This window comes from Ruegeria sp. CDSA034 (assembly GCF_059612275.1).
This window is the reverse complement of the sequence record NZ_JBXWQH010000003.1, coordinates 222,717-247,232: the sequence shown is the minus strand read 5'-3', so window position 1 is coordinate 247,232 and position 24,516 is coordinate 222,717. Positions and strand designations below refer to the sequence as shown.

Annotated in this window: 28 protein-coding genes; 15 read left to right on the top strand and 13 right to left on the bottom strand. The window is 56.6% G+C overall.

Features of this window, described 5'->3' with window-relative positions; genetic code table 11:
- Nucleotides 1–29: 29 nt before the first annotated feature.
- The 4 genes from AC2FLJ_RS08015 to fabD form a co-directional block, all read right to left on the bottom strand.
- Nucleotides 30–569: a GNAT family N-acetyltransferase gene (locus AC2FLJ_RS08015; RefSeq protein ID WP_282120449.1), complete on the bottom strand. Its 540-nt coding sequence runs from the start codon at nucleotides 567–569 to the stop codon at nucleotides 30–32.
- Between the two features lie 139 nt (nucleotides 570–708).
- The gene (locus AC2FLJ_RS08010) at nucleotides 709–942 is read right to left on the bottom strand and encodes an acyl carrier protein (RefSeq protein ID WP_005982462.1); all 234 of its coding nucleotides are present in this window, start codon (nucleotides 940–942) and stop codon (nucleotides 709–711) included.
- A 209-nt stretch (nucleotides 943–1,151) separates the two neighbouring features.
- Entirely contained in the window at nucleotides 1,152–1,889 is a 738-nt protein-coding gene (gene fabG, locus AC2FLJ_RS08005; protein ID WP_058274008.1) for a 3-oxoacyl-[acyl-carrier-protein] reductase, read from the bottom strand.
- Nucleotides 1,890–1,931: 42 nt separating this feature from the next.
- The gene (gene fabD / locus AC2FLJ_RS08000) at nucleotides 1,932–2,870 is read right to left on the bottom strand and encodes an ACP S-malonyltransferase (protein WP_496705193.1); all 939 of its coding nucleotides are present in this window, start codon (nucleotides 2,868–2,870) and stop codon (nucleotides 1,932–1,934) included.
- A gap of 161 nt (nucleotides 2,871–3,031) precedes the next feature.
- Here fabD and AC2FLJ_RS07995 point away from each other — a divergent pair, with 161 nt between their 5' ends.
- Nucleotides 3,032–4,258 (top strand): cytochrome b/b6 domain-containing protein, encoded by a 1,227-nt coding sequence (locus AC2FLJ_RS07995; RefSeq protein ID WP_496696817.1) that lies wholly within the window; start codon nucleotides 3,032–3,034, stop codon nucleotides 4,256–4,258.
- Between the two features lie 59 nt (nucleotides 4,259–4,317).
- Here the strand turns inward: AC2FLJ_RS07995 and AC2FLJ_RS07990 are convergent, their stop codons facing one another.
- Nucleotides 4,318–4,890 (bottom strand): YceI family protein, encoded by a 573-nt coding sequence (locus AC2FLJ_RS07990; RefSeq protein ID WP_108860343.1) that lies wholly within the window; start codon nucleotides 4,888–4,890, stop codon nucleotides 4,318–4,320.
- 128 nt (nucleotides 4,891–5,018) lie between these two features.
- Nucleotides 5,019–5,537, bottom strand: a complete 519-nt coding sequence (locus tag AC2FLJ_RS07985) for a hypothetical protein (RefSeq protein WP_108860342.1) — start codon at nucleotides 5,535–5,537, stop codon at nucleotides 5,019–5,021.
- A 284-nt stretch (nucleotides 5,538–5,821) separates the two neighbouring features.
- On the opposite strand from AC2FLJ_RS07985, the gene rpsF reads away from it, so the two are divergent.
- From rpsF to AC2FLJ_RS07950, 7 genes are all read left to right on the top strand, one after another.
- The gene (gene rpsF, locus AC2FLJ_RS07980) at nucleotides 5,822–6,175 is read left to right on the top strand and encodes a 30S ribosomal protein S6 (RefSeq protein ID WP_082637099.1); all 354 of its coding nucleotides are present in this window, start codon (nucleotides 5,822–5,824) and stop codon (nucleotides 6,173–6,175) included.
- 27 nt (nucleotides 6,176–6,202) lie between these two features.
- Complete coding sequence (gene rpsR / locus AC2FLJ_RS07975) at nucleotides 6,203–6,430, top strand: 30S ribosomal protein S18 (RefSeq protein ID WP_005982441.1); 228 nt, start codon at nucleotides 6,203–6,205, stop codon at nucleotides 6,428–6,430.
- Nucleotides 6,431–6,442: 12 nt separating this feature from the next.
- Nucleotides 6,443–7,063, top strand: a complete 621-nt coding sequence (rplI, locus tag AC2FLJ_RS07970) for a 50S ribosomal protein L9 (protein WP_109311413.1) — start codon at nucleotides 6,443–6,445, stop codon at nucleotides 7,061–7,063.
- A 240-nt stretch (nucleotides 7,064–7,303) separates the two neighbouring features.
- The gene (locus AC2FLJ_RS07965; RefSeq protein WP_496705190.1) at nucleotides 7,304–7,660 is read left to right on the top strand and encodes a hypothetical protein; all 357 of its coding nucleotides are present in this window, start codon (nucleotides 7,304–7,306) and stop codon (nucleotides 7,658–7,660) included.
- Between the two features lie 154 nt (nucleotides 7,661–7,814).
- Nucleotides 7,815–8,303, top strand: a complete 489-nt coding sequence (locus AC2FLJ_RS07960) for a transglycosylase SLT domain-containing protein (protein WP_496705188.1) — start codon at nucleotides 7,815–7,817, stop codon at nucleotides 8,301–8,303.
- A gap of 214 nt (nucleotides 8,304–8,517) precedes the next feature.
- A complete protein-coding gene (locus AC2FLJ_RS07955; RefSeq protein ID WP_058274014.1) occupies nucleotides 8,518–9,219 on the top strand; it encodes a LuxR family transcriptional regulator in 702 nt (233 codons plus the stop codon).
- A 97-nt stretch (nucleotides 9,220–9,316) separates the two neighbouring features.
- Nucleotides 9,317–10,168 carry an acyl-homoserine-lactone synthase gene (locus AC2FLJ_RS07950; protein WP_496705186.1) on the top strand — a complete coding sequence of 284 codons (852 nt, stop codon included), beginning with the start codon at nucleotides 9,317–9,319 and terminating at the stop codon, nucleotides 10,166–10,168.
- 95 nt (nucleotides 10,169–10,263) lie between these two features.
- On the opposite strand, the gene tig is transcribed toward AC2FLJ_RS07950, so the two are convergent.
- The 3 genes from tig to AC2FLJ_RS07935 form a co-directional block, all read right to left on the bottom strand.
- On the bottom strand, nucleotides 10,264–11,595 hold the full coding sequence (gene tig / locus AC2FLJ_RS07945; RefSeq protein ID WP_282151585.1) for a trigger factor: 1,332 nt from the start codon (nucleotides 11,593–11,595) through the stop codon (nucleotides 10,264–10,266).
- A 183-nt stretch (nucleotides 11,596–11,778) separates the two neighbouring features.
- A complete protein-coding gene (locus AC2FLJ_RS07940; RefSeq protein WP_496705184.1) occupies nucleotides 11,779–12,903 on the bottom strand; it encodes a porin in 1,125 nt (374 codons plus the stop codon).
- A gap of 301 nt (nucleotides 12,904–13,204) precedes the next feature.
- Nucleotides 13,205–14,941: an NAD(P)H-hydrate dehydratase gene (locus AC2FLJ_RS07935; protein ID WP_496705182.1), complete on the bottom strand. Its 1,737-nt coding sequence runs from the start codon at nucleotides 14,939–14,941 to the stop codon at nucleotides 13,205–13,207.
- Nucleotides 14,942–15,110: 169 nt separating this feature from the next.
- On the opposite strand from AC2FLJ_RS07935, the gene AC2FLJ_RS07930 reads away from it, so the two are divergent.
- From AC2FLJ_RS07930 to AC2FLJ_RS07910, 5 genes are all read left to right on the top strand, one after another.
- Complete coding sequence (locus AC2FLJ_RS07930; RefSeq protein ID WP_058274017.1) at nucleotides 15,111–15,449, top strand: P-II family nitrogen regulator; 339 nt, start codon at nucleotides 15,111–15,113, stop codon at nucleotides 15,447–15,449.
- Between the two features lie 33 nt (nucleotides 15,450–15,482).
- Nucleotides 15,483–16,889, top strand: a complete 1,407-nt coding sequence (gene glnA / locus AC2FLJ_RS07925) for a type I glutamate--ammonia ligase (protein ID WP_058277498.1) — start codon at nucleotides 15,483–15,485, stop codon at nucleotides 16,887–16,889.
- Nucleotides 16,890–16,988: 99 nt separating this feature from the next.
- Nucleotides 16,989–17,633 (top strand): MSMEG_1061 family FMN-dependent PPOX-type flavoprotein, encoded by a 645-nt coding sequence (locus tag AC2FLJ_RS07920; protein WP_496705180.1) that lies wholly within the window; start codon nucleotides 16,989–16,991, stop codon nucleotides 17,631–17,633.
- Nucleotides 17,634–17,699: 66 nt separating this feature from the next.
- The gene (locus tag AC2FLJ_RS07915) at nucleotides 17,700–18,488 is read left to right on the top strand and encodes a lytic murein transglycosylase (RefSeq protein ID WP_108860333.1); all 789 of its coding nucleotides are present in this window, start codon (nucleotides 17,700–17,702) and stop codon (nucleotides 18,486–18,488) included.
- Between the two features lie 199 nt (nucleotides 18,489–18,687).
- Nucleotides 18,688–19,599, top strand: coding sequence for a hypothetical protein (locus AC2FLJ_RS07910; protein ID WP_282169331.1), 912 nt, complete (start codon nucleotides 18,688–18,690; stop codon nucleotides 19,597–19,599).
- A 36-nt stretch (nucleotides 19,600–19,635) separates the two neighbouring features.
- On the opposite strand, the gene AC2FLJ_RS07905 is transcribed toward AC2FLJ_RS07910, so the two are convergent.
- A complete protein-coding gene (locus AC2FLJ_RS07905) occupies nucleotides 19,636–20,379 on the bottom strand; it encodes a heme-dependent oxidative N-demethylase family protein (RefSeq protein WP_496696833.1) in 744 nt (247 codons plus the stop codon).
- Between the two features lie 123 nt (nucleotides 20,380–20,502).
- Here AC2FLJ_RS07905 and dddP point away from each other — a divergent pair, with 123 nt between their 5' ends.
- Entirely contained in the window at nucleotides 20,503–21,846 is a 1,344-nt protein-coding gene (gene dddP / locus AC2FLJ_RS07900; protein WP_496696834.1) for a dimethylsulfonioproprionate lyase DddP, read from the top strand.
- A gap of 4 nt (nucleotides 21,847–21,850) precedes the next feature.
- Here dddP and AC2FLJ_RS07895 read toward each other — a convergent pair whose 3' ends face one another.
- Complete coding sequence (locus AC2FLJ_RS07895) at nucleotides 21,851–22,045, bottom strand: hypothetical protein (RefSeq protein WP_109311422.1); 195 nt, start codon at nucleotides 22,043–22,045, stop codon at nucleotides 21,851–21,853.
- Between the two features lie 241 nt (nucleotides 22,046–22,286).
- Here AC2FLJ_RS07895 and AC2FLJ_RS07890 point away from each other — a divergent pair, with 241 nt between their 5' ends.
- Nucleotides 22,287–23,501 (top strand): bifunctional alpha/beta hydrolase/OsmC family protein, encoded by a 1,215-nt coding sequence (locus AC2FLJ_RS07890; protein WP_108860328.1) that lies wholly within the window; start codon nucleotides 22,287–22,289, stop codon nucleotides 23,499–23,501.
- Nucleotides 23,502–23,510: 9 nt separating this feature from the next.
- Here AC2FLJ_RS07890 and AC2FLJ_RS07885 read toward each other — a convergent pair whose 3' ends face one another.
- Entirely contained in the window at nucleotides 23,511–23,861 is a 351-nt protein-coding gene (locus tag AC2FLJ_RS07885; protein WP_108860327.1) for a hypothetical protein, read from the bottom strand.
- Nucleotides 23,862–23,871: 10 nt separating this feature from the next.
- Nucleotides 23,872–24,429 carry a hypothetical protein gene (locus tag AC2FLJ_RS07880; protein ID WP_496705176.1) on the bottom strand — a complete coding sequence of 186 codons (558 nt, stop codon included), beginning with the start codon at nucleotides 24,427–24,429 and terminating at the stop codon, nucleotides 23,872–23,874.
- Nucleotides 24,430–24,516: the final 87 nt, after the last annotated feature.

Genomic DNA, 24,516 nt, shown 5'->3' with positions numbered 1-24,516 from the left:
GTTTGCGGCATTCGCGAAGTCTCAAATTGTCAGTGGCGCGGCGGCGGTCCGTTGCGGCGCATAAGCGTGACGTCGCTGCCGTTGAACGCGCATTCGCGCATCGGGGTATAGCCCAGCTTGCCCGCCAGATTGCGCGAGGCCAAGTTCGCCGAATTCACCATCGCGACCAACGGACCGGGCATGATCCGGTCAAACCAATCATGTGCGGCTTGTGCCGCCTCCAGCCCCAATCCCTGTCCCTGCGCCTCGGGGACCAGAATCCATCCGGCCTCGGGAAAACTGTCGAAATCCTCGCCAATCGAACGGTTACCGTAAAAGAACCCCGCCTGACCGACCATCTGGCGATTCGACTGCTGGACCACGGCCCATTGCCCAAAACCGGCCATTTGCCAGTGCCCGGCATTTCGAAGGAATGAATCCCACGCCTCTCCGCGCGACCGCGGCTTGCCGCCGATATGTCGCACGATGCACGGGTTGCGCCAAATCTCGGCGAACCGGTTGAAATCTTCTGGCCGCATGGCGCACAGCGTCAAACGGGCCGTATTGATCATAGGGGTGGATCGTATCATGCCCTGCCCGCTTTGAATTATGTGCCTCGGGCAAAAGGTTGCGAACGAATACGGCACCTTGCAAGGCAGAATTGAACAAGGCACAAAAAAACGGCGCCTCCGTTGCCCGGAAGCGCCGCTTTTTAGTTATTTCGAAGCTTTAGGAAGCTTCCGAGATGAATTTGACGGCGTCGCCAAATGTCTGGATGGTCTCGGCTGCGTCATCGGGGATTTCGATGCCGAACTCTTCTTCGAAGGCCATAACCAACTCAACAGTGTCCAGGCTGTCTGCGCCCAGATCGTCGATGAAGGACGCGTTTTCGGTCACTTTGTCTTCTTCAACACCCAGGTGCTCAACAACGATCTTTTTAACGCGATCTGCGACGTCGCTCATGTCTATTCCTCATTCCGTTTTCAGGGCCTAGTGCCCGGTTCTGCCCTTGCCCGCTCAGGCTGGCTTTGATTTGCCCGGTGCGGGCGGTTGGGTCCCGGATGACCGGGAAAGTAGAAGGCCGACCATTTGGTCGACCCCAGCATTTATGCGCCGCCTATAGCATAGACAACGCGCGAGGCAAACGCTTTCGCACCTGCCCCTGTCCGCGCTCACAACATGGCCATACCGCCGTTAACATGCAAGGTGGTTCCGGTAACATATCCAGCTTCGGGGCTGGCAAGATACAGAACAGCCGCCGCAATTTCCGACGCATCGCCCATACGACCGGCGGGAACCTGCCCCAAAATGCCCGATTTCTGATCGTCGGTCAGCTTGTCGGTCATGGCTGTGGTGATGAAGCCGGGCGCAACCGCGTTAGCCGTGATCCCACGACTGGCAACTTCATAGGCCAACGACTTCGTCATACCGACCATACCTGCCTTGGACGCTGCATAGTTTGCCTGACCGGGGTTCCCAGTGGCACCGACGACGGATGAAATGTTGATGATCCGACCCCAGCGCGCTTTCATCATACCCCGCAGCACTCCTTTGCACAGCTTGGCGGTCGAGGTCATGTTCACGTCGATCACGCTCTGCCATTCGTCATCCGACATACGCATGAACAGGTTGTCCCGGGTAATCCCAGCGTTGTTGACCAAGATATCAACCGACCCCATCGCCTCAGCCGCTTGCTTTGGCAGTGCGGAAACAGCCTCGCCGTCGCTCAGGTTGCATGGCAGAACATGCGCCCGCTCGCCCAGTTCGGCGGCCAATGCCTCCAGCGGTTCGACACGTGTGCCGGACAGCGCAACCGTGGCCCCCGCACCGTGCAGCACGCGCGCAATCTCGCCACCAATCCCGCCGGACGCACCGGTGATCAACGCATTCTTACCTGTCAAATCAAACATTCGATCTTCCCTTTGCAGCGCAACTTGCGTCGCACGTTGTTCTTATGATTCGCTCTTAACCATATTCTGCACGTCATCCGGCGTGCCTACAGCCTTGCCAGCAATCGCGCGGTCGATCTTGCGGATCATCCCCGAAAGCGCTTTGCCTGCACCGATCTCCCACGTCTCGGTCACGCCTTGTGCCGCCATATACAGCACGCTTTCACGCCAGCGCACAGAACCGGTTATCTGCTCGACCAGCAACTGACGGATCAGGTCCGGGTCGCTGACAGCCTCGGCGCGCACGTTCGCAACTAGCGGAACTGCCGGGGCCTTGATTTCAACTGCAGCCAGCGCCTCTGCCATCACATCTGCAGCGGGTTGCATCAACGCACAATGGAACGGGGCGCTCACAGGCAACATCACAGCACGCTTGGCACCTTTTTCCTTGGCAATCTCGGCAGCACGTTCCACGGCCGCCTTCGCTCCCGAAACAACAACCTGTGTAGGGTCGTTGTCGTTCGCGGCCTGACAGACCGCGCCTTGTGCGGCCTCTTCTGCGACTGCACGCACGGCCTCAAGGTCCAGTCCCAGAATTGCGGCCATTGCGCCTTCACCAACCGGAACGGTGCTTTGCATCGCCTGACCACGTGTCCGCAACAAACGCGCCGTATCCGCAATCGACAGCGCACCAGCTGCCGCAAGCGCTGAGTATTCCCCCAGCGAATGCCCAGCTACAAATGCAGCGTCCGTGACCGCAACACCTTCGGCCTCCAACGCGCGCATCGCGGCCATCGAGGTTGCCATCAGCGCCGGCTGTGCGTTCTGCGTCAGCGTCAGGTCGGCAATATCACCTTCCCAGATCAGGTTGCTCAGCTTTTCACCAAGCGCTTCATCGACCTCGTCGAAAACTGCCTTTGCAGCCGGATAGGCCTCGGCCAGTGCTTTGCCCATACCGATGGTTTGGGCGCCCTGCCCCGGAAAAACGAACGCGCGTGTCATTGCAACCTCTTGGATGACGTTAGGTTGCGATGGGGTGTAAACCGAGTGAACGAGCGGCACAAGCTCTGCATCCTGACACGCATTCTGTGCGTCAGAGGCTATTGTGTCGGCCTCCGCTGCATTTAGGGTGGTCGCAGCAAACAGATCGGAGTCGTGAACCAATGCCCATTGCCAACACCACCCAAAGCTACGGGGGCGTTTCAAAAACCTTCCACTGGCTGACGGCCTTGCTCATTCTGACGGCGCTTCCGATTGGATGGTTTGCGAACGAACTGGCCCACGCAATTGAAGACCCGGCCATTCCAACGACACCGGAAGACCTGCAACAGGCGGCCCGGCTGTTCTCGCTGCACAAAACTATCGGTGTCACGGTCTTTTTCGTGGCGCTTGCCCGTATCTTGTGGGCGATCAGCCAACCCAAGCCTGGGTTGCTCAATGCTGAAAACAAGCCCGAGGCATTTGCTGCGGAAACCGTCCACTGGCTGTTGTATGGCTCGCTGGTTCTGGTTCCTCTGACAGGCTGGATTCACCATGCGGCCACCGAAGGGTTTGCACCGATCCTCTGGCCGTTCGGGCAGAACCTGCCGTTTGTGCCCAAATCCCCCGCATTGGCCGAAGCAAGCGGCGGGTTACACTTCGTCCTGATGCTTGTGCTGGTGGGTGCGCTGGTTTTGCATATCGTTGGCGCGCTCAAGCACCATGTAATCGACAAAGACAGCACATTGCGCCGCATGCTGCCCGGACAGGTGGAATTGCCGGAACCACCAACGCAATGGCACTCACCTGCCCCCGTCGTAGCAGCAGTCGTGATCTGGGCTGTTGCTCTTAGCATCGGGTGGTTCGACGGAGCCTACTCGGCACATCCGACCGGTGATAATGCATCTGCCGAACTGGAGGCCGTCCAATCCGACTGGCAGGTGCAGGAAGGCACTTTGGCAATCACGATCACCCAGTTGGGCAGCCCCGTCAGCGGCGCGTTTTCCGACTGGACCGCCGCAATCACATTCGACGAACCAACAGAACCGGGACCGGCCGGGGCTGTTGATGTGACAATTGCCATAGGCTCATTGACCATCGGCACCGTGACACAACAGGCCCTTGGTGCGGACTTTTTTGACAGCGCTCAATTCCCGACCGCGAATTTCACTGCAGATCTGTTCAAAACCAATCTGGCCTATGAGGCACGCGGCACTTTGACCATTCGCGATAAAACCATGGACGTCGTCCTGCCGTTCGAACTGGACTTGCAGGACGGCACCGCCAAGATGCAGGGAGAGTTGGATCTGAACCGAATGGACTACGACGTCGGTACGACACAACCAACCGAGGACTCGCTGGCCTTTGCCGTCAAAGTCGCCCTTGAACTGACAGCCACCCAAGCCGAATAAAGAAAAAACCGCCGAGACCTGAAGGGTCCCGGCGGTTTCTTTTTGCATATAAGGCGGGTTTACTCGGCCTTTTGCGCCTCTACTGAAATACGAATCTCAACCTCGTCGCTAACAAACGGTGCGAACTGGCCCAGATCGAACTCGCTGCGGACCAGTGTGGTGGTGGCATCAAATCCGGCCCAGGGCTTGCCCGCCATCGGATGCTCGCCAACCTGGTTCAGCTTCGCGTCCAGAACAACCGACTTGGTCACGCCGTTCATGGTCAGATCGCCTGTGATGTTCGCGGTGTTTTCACCGGTGACTTCGATACCGGTCGAGGTGAACGAAATCAGGTCACCCTCGGCGACGCCAAAGAAGTCTTCGGTCATGAAGTGATCTTCGCGCGGCTTCCAGCCGGTGATCATTTCGACCACTGGCATCGACACGCTCACGCTGGAATCGGCCGGGTTTTCCTGATCGAACATGATCTCGCCTTCAAAGCCCGAGAACATGCCAGTCGTGGTGGAAAAACCAAGGTGGTTATAGTTGAAGACAACCTGGCTGTGGCTGGGGTCCAAAACGTATTTCTCGGCGCTTGCAAACGCCGAGGTCGCCGATACGGCCAGTGCAGCAGCAAGAAGGGTGGATTTCATGACTATCTCCAAAAATGTTGTGAGTGCAAACCAGTTGGAATGCTCAACAACAAAAATGTGCCGCCCTTGGGCGGCACACAAGACTTATTCTCTAACAATTTCTGTTCCTAAATGAACAGAAATGAAAATCAGGCGAAGATCGTTACACTTCCGCTCAATTGGCCCTTCAGCGCTCGGCCAACATCCGCCGATTGTAGCGGCAACTTCATCAGCAGGCTGCCGTCCACATCATAGAGTTCGACCTGATCATCATCGAACCGTGCACCACCCAAGGTGTCATAGCTGCGGCGCAGTACTGTCTGAGGACGCCCGTTTTCATTCTTTTGCAGCACGCGTACTTCGCGGCGGATCGGATCAAAATAGGCATCGGGGCGCGCATCAAGCACCTGAATGGTCAGCAGGCTGACGCCGATCAGTAAGAATGTCAGCGACGCAGCCAGTTTGATCGGCCAAACTTCGGTTGCCATCACCGCGCCAGACATCAGCCACATGGAAAACGCGACAACGATCAACAACGCCCCCGCGATGCGTGCCAGAACGGTGCGTGCCCTCCAGTTCGGCGCAAATGCGATAAGAACTGGAACCGATTGATCATAAGTCGTGCTGGTCGCAGACTTCTCGAAGGTATTCGTGTTCATCGCGGTCATTTCTCTGTACCCTAGTTCACGTTGCCGTCTTTGGTTCGGTCTGTCCGGTTAGTTCCCGGTATGCAAAACAACTTTGAGCCGAAAAGCGTCAGGAATTGGGCAGCGCAAAGGAAATAGCGCGACTTCACCAAGGCATGTGTGACAGCCCTTGCCCCCCGACGCGAATGGTGTATATGGGGCCATCCTTCGCAAGAGTTATGAATCGCGCAGCCTCTCGTGGCAGGGTCGCGAAGGACGAACCGGCCCCGCCTTTGAAATGCGCCTTGATAGAAACAGGAGTGCACATGCCACTGTATGAGCATGTAATGATCGCGCGTCAGGACCTGTCCAACGCGCAGGCAGAAAGCCTCGTCGAACATTTCGGCACCGTTCTGGCTGACAACGGCGGCAACGTCGTCGAAAGCGAGTACTGGGGCGTCAAGACGATGGCCTACAAGATCAACAAGAACCGCAAGGGTCACTATTCCTTCCTGAAGACCGACGCCCCAGCTGGCGCCGTTCAGGAAATGGAGCGCCTGATGCGCCTGCATGACGACGTTATGCGCGTTCTGACCATCAAGGTCGACGAGCACAACGAGGGCCCTTCGGTCCAGATGCAGAAGCGCGACGAGCGCGAAGGCCGCCGCGAGCGCCGCTGATCAACGCCTGACGAAAGGACATATACCATGGCCGCAAAACCATTTTTCCGCCGCCGCAAGGTCTGCCCGTTCTCGGGCGACAACGCGCCGAAGATCGATTACAAAGACACACGTCTGCTGCAGCGCTACATCTCTGAGCGTGGCAAGATCGTTCCCTCGCGCATCACCGCCGTTTCGGCAAAAAAGCAGCGTGAATTGGCCCGTGCTATCAAGCGCGCCCGCTTCCTCGCCCTGCTGCCCTACGCTGTGAAGTAAGGAGAGACTGATATGCAAGTTATTCTTCTGGAACGCGTTGCGAAACTGGGCCAAATGGGCGACGTCGTTGACGTCAAGTCTGGCTACGCCCGCAACTTTCTGCTGCCCCAAGGCAAAGCACTGAGCGCTTCGAACGCCAACATTGCGTCGTTCGAATCCCAAAAAGCGCAGCTTGAGGCGCGCAACCTGGAAACCAAGAAAGAAGCTGAATCTCTGGCTGAAAAGCTGGACGGTCAGCAGTTCATCGTGATCCGCTCGGCATCGGATGCTGGTGCTCTGTACGGTTCGGTCACCCCGCGTGACGCCGCAGATGCCGCAACCGAGGCTGGTTTCACCGTCGACAAAAAGCAGATTGCTCTGATCGCTCCGATCAAAGAGCTGGGCCTGCACTCGCTGGCGGTCAAGCTGCACCCCGAGGTCGAAGTCAAGATCCAAATGAACGTTGCCCGTTCGCAAGAAGAAGCCGAACTGCAGGCTTCGGGCAAGTCGATCCAGGAACTGGCTGCCGAAGAAGAGGCCGCCGCAGAATTCGAAATCGCCGAACTGTTCGACGATATCGGTTCCGCAGCTTCCGACGACGACGATCTGGTTACGGAAGAGGCCCCGGCTGAGGAAGACGAAGCCAAAGCCTGATCCGGCTGCCTTTGAAAGATTGATTGGCCGCGCCGAAGGGCGCGGCCTTTTTTTGTGTTCGAACCCCAGGCCGTGACAAAGAGTGACGTCAGGCACGACCAGGAATTTGGATTGAAATTATGCTATCCTACGGTCACGCGGCCCCTGCCGCCCCAGCCGCATTTTTTTTGAAGTTCATTTTATTAGCAATTTGCGTGATCGCACATCTGGGCGGATCGCGATCCGACAGGAGAAATCACTATGGCATCCTTGTGCAACTACATCGTCGTGAATGACGGCTCTTTTTCTTTAAACCCCGGTGAAAGCCAGACCTTCAGCGACCCGATCCCTTCCAACCTGATCATCGGAACCAACCGCGCGAAGCCGATCCTTGCCTTCAAAGCCTGGGCAACGCCGTCCGGAGGGGCTTTTCAGATCGAAATTAACGACACCTTCATTTATGGCCCGTCCATATCGGGCGGCGACATTCGCGGATTATGGGAGGCCTTTCCCGGAACCGTCCTGAATCCGGGGATCAACAACACTGTTCAGTTTCGCGCGACAGAGAACAAGATCTGGTTTGCCGATATCATTCTGTGGTTCCAGGTCGAAATTTAACGACCCGCCTATCCGACCTGACAATTACGGAACACTCTGGCACCAGGTTATGACGCAACGAGACCCGGCATAAATCAGCGCGCGGACTGTGTGTCTGCTTGCGGTTGCATTCGACGGGACTATCATGCGGCCAAACCCCATCCGGAGACTACACATGCCCCACTACACGCGCCGCGCTTTACTTGTTGCATTACTCGGCGCACCTGCCCTGGCTGCCTGCGGCGGCCTGGATGGCAAGCGGAGCTCTCGCAATGCCCCTTTTGATCCGCCGCTATACCCCAATGAGACCCCTGAATTGCGTGCATCAATCAACACGTGGGCTGACCATTATGAACTGCCGCGCGAGCTGTTGCACAAGCTCGCCATAAGGGAAAGCACGCACCGGCCATGGGCCGTCAACAGGCCATATTACGGGTTGCTGCAGATCCTGCCCGCGACAGCGCGATCCATGGGGTACAAAGGCAACGCTCAGGGTTTGTTGGATGCAGACACCAATCTGGAGTTTGCCGGAAAATACCTGCGTGGGGCGTGGCTCTTGTCAGATGGCGACCAGAAGCGGGCTATCTTCCTTTATGCCAAAGGTTACTACCCCGAGGCGAAGGCCGCCGGGATGCTGGTTGAAACTGGCCTAAGGTCAGAGTGACGCTGGGTAAGGATATAGCTTGTCATTAGCGTAAAGGTTGCAATAATGACTTATGTAATCGCTAAGGTATTCTGTTGCCATAACCACGCATTATGCCTAAGCGATATACATAATTAGCTTGCGTCAGGCACCACAGTTGACGCAACGTATTCGGTGAAATGGACAGATTTGGCATGTCTTTGGGGAAAGATTTGCCGCCGCAAGGGTTGGACAGGTGAAACTTATAGACTTGGCCGCGATCGACCACGAGGAAAAGTCGGCAGCCGACATAATTAATGCTGTCTGCGATGAATTGGGTTTCGATTACGCGTCTTATGCCACTTTTAACCCTGTAAAGGGTGACGTTCAGGGGTATGCCAACTACCCGGACGAATGGAAGATTCACTATGGCAGCCAAGGCTTCCACCATTTCGATCCGACCTTGTATCAATCTGCGCTCAGCATCGCTCCGGTAGACTGGGGCAGATTTAATCACGACGAAAAGTTCCATTCGGTTTTTCGGGACGCGCATGATTTTGGCATTACTTCCCGTGGCTTAACCGTTCCGGTACGTGGCCCATACGGGGAATGTGGCCTGCTGAATGTGACCCGAAATTGCTCGGATTCCGAGTGGGCAAAGCTGAAGAAACATGTGATGGGGGACCTGCAGATGGCCGCAGTTACAGCGCATGATACCGTGATGCAGTCTGGCCTGCTGGCCAAAGCACTGTATTTACCAGCCCTTTCGACGCGAGAGAAAGAGATCCTGCAGTGGGTTGCGGACGGAAAATCACAGCAAGACATCGGTGATATCCTGTCGATTTCCCACCGAACCGTCGAAGTTCATATGCGATCCGGGCGTGAAAAAATGGGCGCGTTGACAACACCGCAAGCCATTGGAAGAGCTATTGGATTGGGCCTAATTGCCCCAGGATAATCAAAAAAGATCAAAAAATACGGGAAACCCCCAATAGTCTTAGCTCAAATCTTAGTTAACGTCATCCTTACGGTAACCAGACTGTAGGGGGATGGAAATGATCATCGTAATTGATGGTATCAACCAGAATAAGTTTAAGCATGTCTTGGACGAGATGTACAAACTGCGCGCGCGCGTTTTTGGCGACCGCCTTGGTTGGGATGTAAATATCGTTGATGGGCGCGAACGCGACCATTTTGACGACCTTCATCCAGCACATGTAGTTAGCATCGACGACGAGGGGGACGTTGTTGGGTGCATGAGACTACTGCAAACGACCGGGCCGCACATGCTGTCCGACGTTTTTCATTCAATCCTAGACGGCGAACCGCCGATCCGCAGCGCGCAGGTCTGGGAAGCAACCCGGTTTTGCGTCGACACCAAAAAGCTTGGGCGAGGACGTGGGGAAAACTCGGTATCCTATGTCACCAGCGAGATCATGATTGGCTCGTTCGAATATGCCAAGATGGCCGGCGTATTGGACTCGATTGCCGTGATTGACCCTGTGATGAACCGCGTCCTGCAACGATCCGGCAACGCGCCTTACGACTATCTTGGAACTGCCAAGCCAATGGGCAAGGTTGTGGCCATGGCCGCTCTTATGGACTGTTCGGATGAACGGATCGCCGGAATTCGGGATTACGCCGACATTGAACACGATGTCTTCCTGACCGAAGAACAGGCGCTGGAGTTGTTTGAGGGCGCAAAGGCCAAGCCAAGTTCCGCAAACTACGACCACCAGCCGCTGACTCAGTTGGAAAAGTACTTTGTCGAACAGATGAGTTCGGCAACATCGAAAACCGAAGTCGAGTCTGTACTGAAGCTGATCGAGGCGCTTTCAGACCGCTTTACGCCAGAGCAGAAGACCGCTCTGTTAAGAACCCCCCGTGCTTTTGCTCATGAGGCCTGACCCCCTCACCTCATAGGTTAAAGCCACCCAAGCGGAGCCGTCATTTTTCAGACGGCTCCGTATTTTTTATGCCCATGGGGATGGTTGAACGAGGATTACTCCTCGTCCAGTGCCTCAACGGCTTTCTGAAGATCGTCTTTGCTGACTTCTTTGTCCGCGACCTGAGCTAGTTCAAAGACGTAGTCGATGACTTTGTCTTCGAAGATCGGCGCGCGCAGCTGTTGCTGCATCTGAGCGTTCTGCTGCACGAACTCAAAGAACTGACGTTCCTGACCCGGGTACTGACGTGCCTGGTTCATGATCGCCTGGGTCATCTCAGAGTCGGTGACCTCAACCTCGGCCTTCTGGCCCAGTTCAGCCAACAGCAGGCCCAGACGCACGCGGCGTTCGGCCAGCTTGTTGTGCTCGTCTGTGGGCTCGATCTCAGCGTGGTCGTGACCTTCCACTTCCGGGTTTTCCTCGTGCCATAACTGATGTGCGATCTGCTTGGCTTCGGCTTCAACCAGCGACGGCGGCAGGTCGAAGGATACCTTCTCGTCCAGCGCGTCCAGCAGGCCACGCTTCATGACCGCGCGCGATGCACCGGAGTATTCCGCTTCCAAACGCTCGGCGATTTGACCTTTCAGCGCGGCCAGATCTTCTGCGCCAAACTTGGTTGCCAGCTCATCGTTTACTTCCGCAGCAACGGGTTCCTTCACCTCTTTGATGGTGCAAGTGAATACGGCGTCTTTGCCGGCCAGATGCTCTGCGCCGTATTCCTCGGGGAAGGAAACGTTGACGTCTTTGACTTCTTCGGCCTTCACTCCAACCAGCTGCTCTTCGAAGCCGGGGATGAAGCTGTTGGAACCCAGAACCAGCGGATAGTCTTCAGCCGAACCGCCTTCGAACTCTTCGCCGTCAACTTTGCCAACAAAGTCGATCACAACCTGATCGCCGTCCTTGGCTTTCGAACCCTTGCGGCGCGCTTTGAAGTCCTGCGCGGTTTCGGCCAGGCTGTTCAGCGCTTCTTCGATGGCTGCGTCGTCCGCTTTGACAACCAGCTTTTCCAACTCGACCGATTTCAGGTCAACTTCGGGGATCGCGGGCAGTGCCTCATAGGACATTGCGACCTCGACGTCGTCGCCTTCTTTCCAGTCTTCGTTGGTCATTTTGACCTCGGGCTGAAGCGCAGGACGCTCGCCGCTGTCTTCAAAATGCTGGTTCATCGCACCATCGATGCTTTCCTGCATCGCTTCGCCCAACAGGCGCTGACCGAACTGCTTTTTCAGCAATGCCATCGGCACCTTGCCTTTGCGGAAACCCTTCATTTCGACTTCCGGCTGCGCTTCGACCAGTTTCTCGTTAACTTTGTCGTCCAGCTCGGCTGCGGATACGATGATATTGTAGCCGCGTTTCAGACCTTCGTTCAGCGTCTCGGTAACCTGCATTATGGTAGTCCCCATAGGATTCGGGGCGCGCAAAACGGCGCGCCGGGCAAATTTGACGCCTTCTATTTGCCCAGCCGGTTACGTGCAAGAGGCAATGGCCAGATCAGCCTTGTTTTGCCGCCGATTTGAACAAAAAAACGCCCCAGCCAAACTGGGGCGCCGTTAGTTTACGGGGAAACGTCGTCAGAACTTCCAGAGCGCACCCAGTACCCAGGCTTCGTTCTTGTCAAAGTCGACCGTGTCGTCGAAATCGTGGTTGCGGTATTTCAGGTAGGCGTCTGTGTTAATCGCGTCGATCCGCTGAACAACGGCAATACCCCAGGACTTGGTGCTGGACCCCTGATTTTCGAAATCGGAACCGTCGAAATAGTCGATACCAACGCCGGTTTTACCCCAGGACACCCAATCCCCTTCATAAGCAAGTTTAGTGTACCAGTAATCCGGATCGCTGGCGCCGGTAGAGGTATCGTCCCGCGTGCCGAGGGCTGCAGTAAAGCTGAACCCGCTGGGCAACAGGACCGACGCGGACCCAATGGTATCCTTGCGTTCGCCGGGTTGGCCGTCGAAATCCCTTACTGCATAGGCAATGCTCGCTGCGAACTCGACACCGTTCGTGAAGGTGTTCCGGTACTTGACCGCGAGATCGTAATAATCGTCGTCGTCGCTGCTGGAAAGGATGTTCTGACCATAAGCAATCGCCGCTGAGAAGCCGTTGAAATCGGGCGTGTCATACCGGACCCTGCCCCGACGCGCGCCATCAAAGTTGCTGGCCGAGTCGCCAACGGTGGTGCCACTCAAGACACCGTCTGCTCCCCGGTAGAAAAACGCGCCGTTTTCATCGTTCGTAAAAGAATACAAAGCCGTCCCGACGTAGGACAAATCAGTCTCGGCGGCCCCGTCCGAGGCCATACTACCCTGACCGGCAGAGAACTTGCCGTATCCACCTTTGAGCGAGAAATCGACGTGACGGATATCTTCACGGCTCCAACCGTTGGTGTTGGTACCATCTTGGTTGGCTGTCCCGGTACTTGGCAGACCCAGACCGGTTTCGAACCGGAACATGAACTCATTGCTGCCATAAGGTTGCATGACGCGCAAACCCACGCGGCTGTTGGACAGGTCATTGTCCAGCAACCGGGTCTCGGTCTCCTGACCGTCATCGACCGATACGATCACTGGATCGAGCTGACCGTACAGCACCACATAACCGCCGCTGTTATTTTCGTACTTTAGTTCAGCAGCGGCAGGGATCGCCGTGGTCATCGCCAGAACAGCGGCAACCGAGGGAAGTTTCAAATTCACTGTCATTTTATTCACCTTGAACGTTTCGTTTGTGGGAACCGCCAAAAGAAAAACCGATGTGACGGACCACTCCGCAAGGAACCGAGTTAGTCGCGTTTAGGATTTCTGCCTTACGGCTCAAATCGGCAGAAAGTAAATTTTAATCATATCAAAGATTTGGCTACCAAGGCTTCGTAGGCAGGAAAATCTGGGTACAAGTCTGCCACTCTGCCTGATGTCTTTCAAAAGGAATGACATGCACTGATGCGTATACGTGCGGCTATTTCTTGCCGAACGCTGAAAAAAGCGGCTAATTTCCGCCCATGCGTCATTTAGCCAAACTCTGAAAAACCGCTGGTAGTTGCTCGGGTAAGTCCTCGGCAATCAACCCGGGGCCGAAATGGCGCGCACATTCCACATGCAGCCAGGCCGCCGTTTCCGCAGCCTGCATCGGAGCGAACCCACGCGCCAGCAACCCGGTGATAAACCCGGCAAGCACATCGCCAGAGCCAGCCGTCGCCAACCACGGTGCCGAACGCTCATAATGGGCCGAATTGATCGCGCAGCGCCCATCCGGCGCGGCAATCACCGTGTCCGACCCCTTGAACAGAACGACGCACCCTGCCCGCTTGGCCGCCTCACGCGTTGCGTCGACCTTGGAATAAGCCGGGCCTTTGGTTGGAACCGCCTTGAGCTTTTCAGATATGTCAGGGAACAGCCTTGCGAACTCTCCACCATGCGGTGTGAGAACGCAATTATCGTGCAATTGGTCAAACAGAGCCGCAGGGTCGTCTGCAAACGCGGTCAAAGCGTCGGCATCCAAAACCGTCGCCCGATTTGCCGCCAAAGCAACCGGCACCAGATCCCGCGCACGCTCCAATCCCAGACCAGGTCCAAGACAAAGCGCATTCAACCGCTCATCGCTGAGAGCATCGGACAAGCCGTCGCCACCCTCAACCCGTTGCAACATGATGGCCGTAACCTGTGCCGCAACCTCTGTCTGCGCCGCCGGCGGAACCCCCAATGTCACCAACCCGGCCCCAATCCGCAAAGCACCGCGCGCTGCCAATCGCGTCGCGCCGGTCCTGCCCGAACTACCTGACAAGATGAAGGCGTGGCCATGGGAATACTTGTGTTGCTGTTTGAATTTGGGCAAGCGATAGAGCGGCAAACCACCCCATGTTCGCTCGTCCTTCACGCGGCCAGGTGCCTCGGCAAGGGTTAGAAAAGCAGGTCGGTTCGCGCCGCGAAAAGGCTTTGGTCCTAACGTGAACGCATCGTCATATGGTTCACCGTTAAAGCGGCAACGCTGCTTGGAAATACCGATGTCTTTCACAGCAAGCTTGCCACACAAATCCGGCCCTTGCGCCAGAAAATGCCCAGGCTTTGGGCTGTCGAAACACACTGTCAACCAAGCAAAACGGTCATGCAAAGCGCGCGCGCCGCCCGCAGTAGCAACCTTGTTTCGCATCTCTGCGGGCACACCGTCCAGAAATTCGCGAGGCCATAGGTTCAATGGCTCTTGATGCAACACCCGCCCGCTGTCCAAACACAAGCCGGATGGGGCATCTATGCTGACTAGGCGGTCGGTGTAATCGTCCCCATCCATACCAGAAAGATGCCGAACGACCTTGAACAGTTCACCGTCCAAGCCGCGTTTCAGTCCCGTCCCAAACAGAGCGTCAACGTAAAGATCGGCAAAACCACCCTTGCGCATGTCCTTTTCAGTCAGCGGAACAACCTCCCCCAACTCCTGCCACCGATCATAGTTCATTTGCGCATCTGCTGGCAGCTTGTCGGCGTCCCCATACAGAAAAACCTCGACTTCCCAGCCCCACTCTTTCAACAGGCGCGCAACGACGAACCCATCACCGCCATTGTTGCCGGGGCCACACAAAACCACAGCACACCCCGAAGTTTTCGCCAACTCCGGCCATTCCTCAAAAATCGCCTCGACAACCCCGCGACCGGCGCGCTCCATCAGTTCCAGACCGGTCACCTGACCGGACTCAATCGCCGCTGTTTCAATTGCTCGCATCTGCGCCGCTGTCAGCAATTCCGTCATCTCAAATCCTCTGGCGATTCAGTTTCGCTTACTTTTTGTGCAAGTTGATCAAAAATTGACCCGACGCCCATTTTCTCAGCGCCCGGCTCGGGCCGGTATCGCAATCACATTGCCGCCCGAATTTAGACGTGGTCAGTGCCAAACTGACAAGAGTTAACAGGAGCCCGGAATGAAGAAGATCGAAGCGATCATCAAGCCGTTCAAACTCGATGAGGTTAAAGAGGCGCTGCAGGATGTCGGCGTCCAGGGTCTCAGCGTGATCGAGGTTAAGGGCTTTGGCCGTCAGAAGGGCCACACTGAATTGTATCGCGGCGCGGAATACGTCGTCGATTTCCTGCCCAAGGTGAAGGTCGAAGTCGTGCTGGACGATGATCAGGTTGACGCAGCCATCGACGCTATCGTCGCGGCAGCAAAGACCGACAAGATCGGCGACGGCAAGATCTTTGTCTCGCCCGTTGAACAAGCCATTCGCATCCGGACCGGGGAAACCGGCCCGGAAGCGCTGTAACAGAACAAACTCAAAGCAGAGGAATATTAAGTTATGAGCAAGGACGCAGTTCTTCAGCTGATCAAAGACGAGGACGCCGAGTACGTCGACGTTCGCTTCACTGATCCCCGCGGCAAGCTTCAGCACGTCACGCTGATGGCCGACCAAGTTGACGAGGACTTCCTGGAAGAAGGCTTCATGTTCGACGGTTCGTCCATCGCGGGCTGGAAGTCGATCGAAGCATCCGACATGAAATTGATGGTCGACACCAACAGCGCATATGTCGATCCGTTCTACGCGGAAAAAACCATCTGCGTACACTGTTCGGTTGTTGAGCCCGACACCGGCGAAGCTTATGAGCGTGATCCGCGCGGCACCGCTCAGAAAGCCGAAGCCTATCTGAAAGCATCAGGTATCGGTGATGTGGCCTATATGGGCCCTGAAGCGGAATTCTTCTTGTTCGACGACGTCCGTTTCTCCAACAGCATCAACAAGGTATCTTACGAAGTTGATGCGACCGACGCGTCGTGGAACACTGACACCGAATACGAGATGGGCAACATGGGCCATCGTCCGGGCGTCAAGGGCGGCTACTTCCCGGTGAACCCGATCGACGAAGCGCAGGACCTGCGTTCGGAAATGCTGTCGACCATGAAGCGTCTGGGCATGAAGGTCGACAAGCACCACCACGAAGTGGCGTCGTGCCAGCACGAGTTGGGTCTGATCTTTGACAGCCTGACCAAACAGGCCGACGAGTTGCAGAAGTACAAGTACATCATCCACAATGTTGCGCACGCCTACGGTAAATCGGCCACGTTCATGCCGAAACCGATCGCAGGTGACAACGGCACCGGCATGCACGTGAACATGTCGATCTGGAAAGACGGCAAGCCACTGTTCGCAGGCGACAAATACGCCGATCTGTCGGATGAAGCACTGTACTTCATCGGTGGCATCCTGAAGCACGCCAAAACGCTGAACGCCTTCACCAACCCGGCGACCAACAGCTACAAGCGTCTGATCCCGGGCTTTGAGGCCCCCGTTCTGCGCGCCTATTCGGCCCGTAACCGTTCGGGTTGCGTCCGTATTCCGTGGACTGAAAGCCCGAAAGCCAAGCGCGTCGAGGCTCGTTTCCCCGATCCAGCGGCGAACCCCTACCTGGCATTTGCCGCTCTGCTGATGGCCGGTCTGGACGGCATCAAGAACAAGATCGATCCGGGCGAAGCCATGGACAAGAACCTGTACGATCTGCCTGCCGAAGAACTGGCCGATATCCCGACCGTCTGCGGCAGCTTGCGCGAAGCTCTGGAAGCTCTGGCATCGGATCACGACTTCCTGCTGCAGGGTGACGTGTTCACCAAGGACCAGATCGACGGCTACATCGCACTGAAGATGGAAGAAGTCGAAACCTACGAGCACACCCCGCACCCGGTTGAATACGGAATGTACTACAGCTGCTGATCCGATTTGCGGTTTAAAATTCAAGGGCGTCCACTCGGGCGCCCTTGTTTCGTTTGGTACGATCTCTCACACTCGACCCACCCGGTTAGGAGAGATCGCATGTCATCAGACGCCCCCTTTTTTCAATTCACAGACTTCGTGACTTCGAGCGATGAACTGGAGCGCATAACCGGAGCGCCCCTGCCCCAGATCATCGCCAAAGAGCTGTCCGGGCTGGACCAGATGTGCCGCGACTTTATTGCTAAATCCACATTCTGCCTGATCGCATCAGCCAATCCAGGTGGTCATATGGACATCTCGCCCCGAGGTGATCCAGAAGGGTTCGTAAATGTGTTATCCGACACACTGATCGCAATCCCTGATCGACCCGGCAACAAGCGCGTAGATACGTTCCACAATATTTTGCTGGACCCACGTGTCAGCCTGATATTCTTCGTGCCGGGCAAGATGGAAACTCTGCGCCTTCGTGGAACTTCCCGTTTATGCAAAGACCGCGACTTGCTGGATAGCATGGCAATAAACAACCGCTCGCCGAAACTGGCCTTGGTCATTCACGTCGAAACAGTGTTCGCACACTGCCCCAAATGTGTGATCCGCGCGAACCTGTGGCGACCGGAGGAATGGCCGGATTCCTCGGACCTACCCAATATGAACGCGATGATGGTCAAACACGCCAAAATCGACAAAACACCCGATGAGTGGTTTGAAAGTCTGAAAGGTACCGGAGAGCTGGACCTGTACTAACGTCTTTTCGCACAGAGAAATGCAGCGTACTCTTTTCCTGACAATGCAATTTTCCGGGTTTCCCTGATGCTTCGCTTCGCTCTCTTGTTCGCCCTATCCCTTCCCGCCCTTGCTTCCGCGGCACCTTGCGGCAACACCAGCAGCGGCTTTGAGACATGGAAGAAGGACTTTGCCAAACAGGCGAAACGCGCGGGCGTCAAAAAGAAAGGATTGCAGGCACTGGCCCAATCCCAATACGCCACGCGAACCATAGCCGCGGACCGCAATCAAAAGAGCTTTAAATACTCGTTAGACAAGTTCATGCGCGTCCGAGGGGCAGACACCATCGTGGCGCAAGGGCGCAAACGCAAAGCGCGCAACCCACAATTCTATGCGGCACTCGAACGTCAATACGGCGTACCGGCCGGGGTGCTGATCGCCATTCACGGCATGGAAACCGGGTTCGGAAACTTCATGGGGGACAGTCAGGTTGTTTCCGCAATCACAACACTGGCCTATGACTGCCGCAGGTCCGAATTTTTCATTCCTCACGCGATCGGGGCGCTGAAGCTGGTCGATCAAGGCAGCATTACGACAGCGACAAAAGGGGCAAAACATGGCGAACTTGGGCACACCCAGTTCCTACCGGGCAATGCCATGCAATACGGGGTTGATGCCACCGGCGACGGTCAGGTCGACTTTTACAATATGACCGATGCATTGGCCTCAACTGCCAATTTTCTGCGTAAGAAGGGCTGGAAACCCGGTCGGGGCTATCAACAGGGTCAGCCAAACTTTGCAGTCATTCAACAGTGGAATGCCGCCTCGGTTTACCAACAATCCATTGCAATAATGGCTGCCCGAATCGACGGTTGAAGCTGGCTTGGGATTCCGGCAGTTACACCCGATTTCGGCCACATTGTCGCCACAGACGCCAAAAGGCCCTTAAAATGCCTAGGTTTCCATAGCGTAATCAATCAGCCCGATTTCTCATTTTTTTCCATTTTTGCCCAAATCTGCCCCAGATCGCTTGCTAGATTGTTTCCAAACAAAGGATGCGACAAAGGACAGCGCAGTGACTCCGAAGCACAGCTATCACGGTGGTCTGCAATTCGACGGTAAGACCGAGGACGCGATCGAGCGGTTCAGCGACATCGTTGCCAAGACCCTTGCGGACTATGGTCACCTGGTCGAGCGCAAGTCTCTGCAGAACAGCACCGAAGCCAGCATTGTGTCCAGTCAGTATCTGGTGCGCCTGACGCTGGATACTAAGGTTGCCGAAACCGAAGACCGATTCGAGCGCCTCAACCGCGCCGCAGGTCTGAAGACAATCCAGAGACCCATCGTCACCCTGCCGAATAACCGGCTGACGATCACTGTGACCCCGGTTTCCCCCCTATTGGATGACAGCGAAGTTTCCGAGCTGATGCTGGTCGTGATCCTTTACAGAATGGTTGACGTCTGCGCGACCCAGCGGGTCGAATGGCTGTCGCCCAACACCGTTCTGACCATCGAACAATTCATGAGCGCATTTGACACGCTGGCCCCAAGCAGGCCGCGTGACAGAAAACAGATTTTCGAGGCAGTGACAGGCCCGTTTGCCGGACTGAATGTTACTGACGCAGAAGACCTGGATGAGCCAGAAAAAAAGGCGCTGACCCCAGTAGCCCGGCCAATCCAGCTGTCAGATGAGCAGTTGCTCAGCATCGCTTTTCGGACAGAACCTATCGAGCAGCCTACCGATCGGGACGACACGCCCCCCCTCGTCCATGAGCAACCCAGCGATATCCTCCGACTGACCAGTTGGGGATTGACGGGTGCCGTGGCAAGCGTGTCCGTCCCGATTGCGGCCTCTTTGGCCGCTGTGAACCTGATAAGGGGCGAAGACTTCCGCCTGAACACTCAGGTGCTGGTGTATTCGATCGCGATCTCCGCTCTCAGCACAAGCGGGGCACTTGCGGGCGCTGCCAGCGCGCTGGGCATGTAGCCTGGTATGAAATGACCCTCCTTGGAGGCCCCGCCATCAGGCGGGGTTTTCCATTTTTGGCACCTGCTCTGCCGCCAGAACATATGTATGGATCGAGAAAACCACGGCCTGCGTCTCAGGCAGTCGCAACAGCGTCTGCCGCTCACTCCGCAGGAACCGGGCGTGCCCTGGCTCCTGTGCGGCCCGCCGGTCGTATGCACTGCGGGGTTGATGCAGCTCGGCGTCCTCATACCACAGCGCATTGAATCGCCACAGAGGGCGTCCCGGTTGTATCCCGTCAAACAACCGCTGAACCCGCCGGGCGATGTCGGCGTTGTAGCTGTCAACAGGCAGATGGATGTCGATCAGAGGCCGCATGAATTTCTCGGACAAGCGCCAACTGGCAGGAAAACACAGGATGGCACCGGTCAGAACATGTTCATCCCCCTGCTTTTGCAGGATGCAGAAATCTTCCTGCACCAATCGGCACAGTGTGTCCAATGGCTGATCCGGATCGATCGTAACATCTGTCCCGTCCGGGCGAGCGACGTGATCTGTGCACTCGGGATAGACTTGGTTCAGGACAAGATCCAACAACTCCTGCGCAGCGGGTTTAGCACCTGCATCCATCGCCAGAACATCCGAACGATGACCGACCAACAGGTCCTCGCGTCTTTGCATCTGGGCGGCGAACGCATCATCGCGGTGCAACCAGTTGTCCATGCTTGCTGGCTGAATGCCTGGCAAAGAGCGCTTGTTCAGCGGGTCATACGGAATTGAAGTCTGAAGAATGGTCGTCATGAATTTGACGTATCATCAGAATTTCCACTTGTCGGTCAAAAAGCGACGAACGCACCGTCGCAAACCTTCAAGACGTCGGGAGATTGATTCTTCACGCTCAAAGAACAGGCAGGGAGACCCACCATGAACCGACACTACCGCGACAGCCGCAAGATCGACCCGACCAAAGGTGCGACTCTTGGTGATGGTACCCCGAATGAAAACGACCGGATCGAAATTGGCCCTACGCAGCTTGCGTTTTCAGAATGGGAAAAGGCCGGCCTTGCCATGCCCGATCTGGCCCGGATGCGCGAACACCGTTGGAAACGACTGACGCAAGCCATTGTCGACCGTGGCTATGGCGGGCTGCTGATGTTCGACCCGCTGAACATTCGTTATGCCACCGACAGCACCAACATGCAGTTGTGGAACACGCACAATCCGTTTCGCGCGGTGTTGCTGTGCGCCGACGGCTACATGGTGATTTGGGACTATAAGAATTCTCCGTTCCTTTCCACGTTCAACCCACTGGTGCGCGAGCAACGATCCGGCGCCGACCTGTTCTACTTTGACCGGGGCGACAAGGTAGATGTGGCAGCGGACGTGTTTTCAAACGAGGTGCGCGTCCTGATCGACGAACATGGTGGCGGCAACAAGCGCCTCGGTGTGGACAAGATCATGCTGCACGGCCTGCGCGCGCTTGAGGCGCAAGGGTTCGAAATCATGGAAGGCGAAGAGGCTACGGAAAAGACCCGCGCCATAAAAGGCCCGGACGAAATCCTAGCCATGCGCTGCGCCAATCACGCCTGCGAAACCGCTGTGGCGGAAATGGAAAAATTCGCGCGCGCCAATGTGGGAGACGGCAAAACCTCGGAAGACGACATTTGGGCGGTTCTGCACGCCGAAAACATCAGGCGCGGCGGCGAATGGATCGAAACCCGTCTGCTGGCTTCGGGTCAGCGCACCAATCCTTGGTTTCAGGAATGCGGTCCCCGGATCACCCAACAGAATGAGATCATCGCCTTTGATACCGACCTGATCGGATCCTACGGCATCTGCATCGACATCTCGCGCACATGGTGGATCGGCGACGAAAAACCGCGGCCCGACATGGTGTACGCCATGCAGCACGCGCATGAGCATATCATGACCAATATGGAGATGCTGAAGCCCGGCGTGATGATTCCGGAACTGACGGCCAATGCTCACAAGTTGGACGACAAGTTTCTGGCGCAGAAATACGGCTGCCTGATGCACGGCGTCGGCTTGTGCGATGAGTGGCCTCTGGTTGCTTATCCGGACAAGGCAGTGGCGGGCTCTTACGACTACGCGCTCGAACCCGGCATGGTCCTGTGTGTCGAGGCTGCCGTTGGAGAGGTTGGCGGAGATTTCTCGATCAAGCTGGAGGATCAGGTTCTGATCACCGAAGACGGATATGAGAACCTGACCACCTATCCCTTTGATTCACAGCTCATGGGCCTGAGCTAACGTTTCAGTTCGACCAATGTGACCGCCTGACATTTCCGTGCCAGTCTTCGGACACGGGATCAGCAACCTGCGCCTCAGTAGATGCCACCGGCGGCAGGGTTTGACCAAGCGCAAATCCGATCACCCCAGTCAGAGCAATCACGGCCAGTATATCCGGGCGTAGAACCACGCCCCGTGGATCCATTGCAGTATGTGCCATTTGAACCTCCTGGGCTGCACGTTTGCGATGGTCGTAAGATGGGGTGGTGACGTAAATTAGTAAAACGAATATATTTTAGAATATACTTCACGAAATTTGATGCTTTAGGTTCACAGGGCGGACAAAGGATTGCGCTCAATCTGTTCGCTTCACTCACCTTCCCGTGACGCTTCTTACAATGGGGTTGAGCGGCCAGTAGGAAGCACACACTATTGGTCATCCCGACGAACAAGGAACTGTCATGCCCACCGAACGCATTACCTTTGCCGGTCACGACGGCAACCAATTGGCCGCGCGCCTGGATTTGCCGGACGGGCCGGTCCTGGCCACGGCGCTATTTGCGCATTGTTTCACCTGTTCCAAAGACATCCCTGCTGCGCGCAGGATTGCGGCCCGACTGGCGGCGATGGGCATCGCCGTTCTGCGATTTGACTTCACCGGGCTGGGTCATTCCGGCGGGGAGTTTGCCAACACAACCTTCACCTCCAATGTCGAAGACCTGATCGCGGCCTCGCATTATCTGGCTGGCCGCAACATGGCTCCGGCATTGCTCATCGGCCATTCGCTGGGTGGTGCGGCTGTGTTGCGCGCCCGTGCCGGGATTCCTAGTGTCAAAGCTGTGGTCACTCTGGGTGCACCCGCAGATCCCGGCCATGTGGCGCATCACTTCGAAGATGCGCTGCCTGAGATCACGCAGGCTGGATCAGCGGACGTGATGTTGGGCGGACGTCCTTTCCGCATTGGCAAGGCCTTTGTGGATGATATTTCCGAAGCGGCCCTGATACCGGCAATCGCAGACCTGAAGGCCGCTTTGCTGATCTTGCATGCGCCTCGGGACGAGACCGTAAGTATCGACAATGCCAGCACAATCTTCCTAGCCGCCAAACATCCCAAGAGCTTTGTGACCCTCGACGACGCCGATCACCTGATTACCCGCGCATCTGACGCAGAATACGCGGCGGACGTGATCACCGCATGGGTTACGCGCTACGTCAAGCTCTGCCCGCCGGCCCCACCACCTGGCGCACCCGAAGGTGTTGTTCGCGTGACCGAAGCTGATCCGGAAGGGTTCCTTCAAGACATTCAATCCGGTCCCCGGCACCATGCCGTCGCGGACGAGCCCGCCTCATACGGTGGCACCGACCGTGGCATGTCGCCCTACGGGTTTGTGTCATCTGGTCTGGGGGCTTGCACATCAATGACTATCCGCATGTACGCGCGGCGCAAGCGGTGGCCGCTGAAAACCGTTTCAGTCGATGTGTGCCACAACAAGGTGCATGCGCAGGACGCGGGGCTGGCTAACGAAGGAAAAGTCGATCAGTTCCGCCGCAAGATCCGCCTTGAAGGTCCGCTGACGGCCGAGCAACGCGCGCGATTGCTGGAAATCGCGGACAAATGCCCGGTCCACAGAACCTTGGAAGGGTCAGCCCAGATCACAACTGAATTACTGGACTGACCTGTCGGTTCAGCGCCGGCCTGCGGGGCGGTGAATAGGCGGCCGTGCCGCCGGGGGTCGTGCAACCGGAGGCCGTGGCCTGTTCGGCGGTCGCGACACCGGTGGTCTATTCGGTGGCTTGGCGATAGGTGGAACGGGGCGCGCAGGTGGGCGACCATCAGGCGGCCGGGGGCGATCCGGCCGGTCGATGTCAATATCCACGTCTACGTCATGATAATAGTCATTCCACAGCATCGAGTCGTAGAATGGGTCATACCCGTATCCTACGCCAACGGTTACGCCGTCACAGGCCGAAAGCGTCAGACTTGCTGCACCCAATCCAAGGGCGAGGGCTGCGCGTTTGATCAGTTTGCGGGTCATGTGCGCCTCCTCACTGCAGGGACCGGAACGACGCGAACACGGCGTTCAGATCGTCCACATAAGCCGGATCGGCGCCGTCCCGCAGGATCGCAACTGCAATGGCCACGCGCCCCTTCGGCAAGTCAATCACGGAAACTGTGAAGTTCACACCGCGCCCTTTGCGACTGCCGGTCCCGCGAATGACACGCGCGGGCAACCCGCCAATGCGCGTCGTGGTGGTCTCGGACACTGTTGGATCCTTGACTAGAAACCTGTCGATATCCTCAAGATACCGAAGACCGCCCTCGATCGAGGCCACACCCGCAGGCGACACAAAGCCCATCCAGACATTGTCGTCCGTGACTGGCCGCATCCCCATGACCCGGGCCACGGCACGTGCATCGCCCAGCTCGGTATCTTCAATTTCGCGCGGGCCACCGGTGCGCAGCGCCCAGAAGTCGGGTACAGAAAAGCCGAACAGCGCGCGCCCGTTATCCAGATAAGTGACCGGAGTGTCTGCGGATGCCGTCCCACCGCTCAGCAAAAGCGAGGCGCAAACCGCGAGTGCCGAAGCTAATTGAATACGCATATCTCAATAACCTGATGATTTCATTGAGTGCAGATTGGCCCGTAGTGGCCCCTTTTGTCCAGCATCCCGATCTGCGGGTACAAAAAA

Excerpts from the sequence above, each read along its gene's own strand:
- AC2FLJ_RS07960 (WP_496705188.1), top strand. The coding sequence starts at position 7,815 with ATGCCCCACTACACGCGCCGCGCTTTACTTGTTGCATTACTCGGCGCA.
- AC2FLJ_RS07990 (WP_108860343.1), bottom strand. The coding sequence starts at position 4,890 with ATGAAATCCACCCTTCTTGCTGCTGCACTGGCCGTATCGGCGACCTCG.
- AC2FLJ_RS07985 (WP_108860342.1), bottom strand. The coding sequence starts at position 5,537 with ATGACCGCGATGAACACGAATACCTTCGAGAAGTCTGCGACCAGCACG.
- fabG (WP_058274008.1), bottom strand. The coding sequence starts at position 1,889 with ATGTTTGATTTGACAGGTAAGAATGCGTTGATCACCGGTGCGTCCGGC.
- AC2FLJ_RS07885 (WP_108860327.1), bottom strand. The coding sequence starts at position 23,861 with ATGACCCGCAAACTGATCAAACGCGCAGCCCTCGCCCTTGGATTGGGT.
- AC2FLJ_RS07905 (WP_496696833.1), bottom strand. The coding sequence starts at position 20,379 with ATGACGACCATTCTTCAGACTTCAATTCCGTATGACCCGCTGAACAAG.
- AC2FLJ_RS07880 (WP_496705176.1), bottom strand. The coding sequence starts at position 24,429 with ATGCGTATTCAATTAGCTTCGGCACTCGCGGTTTGCGCCTCGCTTTTG.
- AC2FLJ_RS07890 (WP_108860328.1), top strand. The coding sequence starts at position 22,287 with ATGCCCACCGAACGCATTACCTTTGCCGGTCACGACGGCAACCAATTG.
- dddP (WP_496696834.1), top strand. The coding sequence starts at position 20,503 with ATGAACCGACACTACCGCGACAGCCGCAAGATCGACCCGACCAAAGGT.
- AC2FLJ_RS07920 (WP_496705180.1), top strand. The coding sequence starts at position 16,989 with ATGTCATCAGACGCCCCCTTTTTTCAATTCACAGACTTCGTGACTTCG.
- glnA (WP_058277498.1), top strand. The coding sequence starts at position 15,483 with ATGAGCAAGGACGCAGTTCTTCAGCTGATCAAAGACGAGGACGCCGAG.
- AC2FLJ_RS08015 (WP_282120449.1), bottom strand. The coding sequence starts at position 569 with ATGATACGATCCACCCCTATGATCAATACGGCCCGTTTGACGCTGTGC.
- AC2FLJ_RS07950 (WP_496705186.1), top strand. The coding sequence starts at position 9,317 with ATGATCATCGTAATTGATGGTATCAACCAGAATAAGTTTAAGCATGTC.
- rpsR (WP_005982441.1), top strand. The coding sequence starts at position 6,203 with ATGGCCGCAAAACCATTTTTCCGCCGCCGCAAGGTCTGCCCGTTCTCG.
- AC2FLJ_RS07935 (WP_496705182.1), bottom strand. The coding sequence starts at position 14,941 with ATGACGGAATTGCTGACAGCGGCGCAGATGCGAGCAATTGAAACAGCG.
- fabD (WP_496705193.1), bottom strand. The coding sequence starts at position 2,870 with ATGACACGCGCGTTCGTTTTTCCGGGGCAGGGCGCCCAAACCATCGGT.
- rplI (WP_109311413.1), top strand. The coding sequence starts at position 6,443 with ATGCAAGTTATTCTTCTGGAACGCGTTGCGAAACTGGGCCAAATGGGC.
- AC2FLJ_RS07940 (WP_496705184.1), bottom strand. The coding sequence starts at position 12,903 with ATGACAGTGAATTTGAAACTTCCCTCGGTTGCCGCTGTTCTGGCGATG.
- AC2FLJ_RS07895 (WP_109311422.1), bottom strand. The coding sequence starts at position 22,045 with ATGGCACATACTGCAATGGATCCACGGGGCGTGGTTCTACGCCCGGAT.
- AC2FLJ_RS07995 (WP_496696817.1), top strand. The coding sequence starts at position 3,032 with ATGCCCATTGCCAACACCACCCAAAGCTACGGGGGCGTTTCAAAAACC.
- AC2FLJ_RS07930 (WP_058274017.1), top strand. The coding sequence starts at position 15,111 with ATGAAGAAGATCGAAGCGATCATCAAGCCGTTCAAACTCGATGAGGTT.
- AC2FLJ_RS08010 (WP_005982462.1), bottom strand. The coding sequence starts at position 942 with ATGAGCGACGTCGCAGATCGCGTTAAAAAGATCGTTGTTGAGCACCTG.
- tig (WP_282151585.1), bottom strand. The coding sequence starts at position 11,595 with ATGCAGGTTACCGAGACGCTGAACGAAGGTCTGAAACGCGGCTACAAT.
- AC2FLJ_RS07915 (WP_108860333.1), top strand. The coding sequence starts at position 17,700 with ATGCTTCGCTTCGCTCTCTTGTTCGCCCTATCCCTTCCCGCCCTTGCT.
- AC2FLJ_RS07965 (WP_496705190.1), top strand. The coding sequence starts at position 7,304 with ATGGCATCCTTGTGCAACTACATCGTCGTGAATGACGGCTCTTTTTCT.
- rpsF (WP_082637099.1), top strand. The coding sequence starts at position 5,822 with ATGCCACTGTATGAGCATGTAATGATCGCGCGTCAGGACCTGTCCAAC.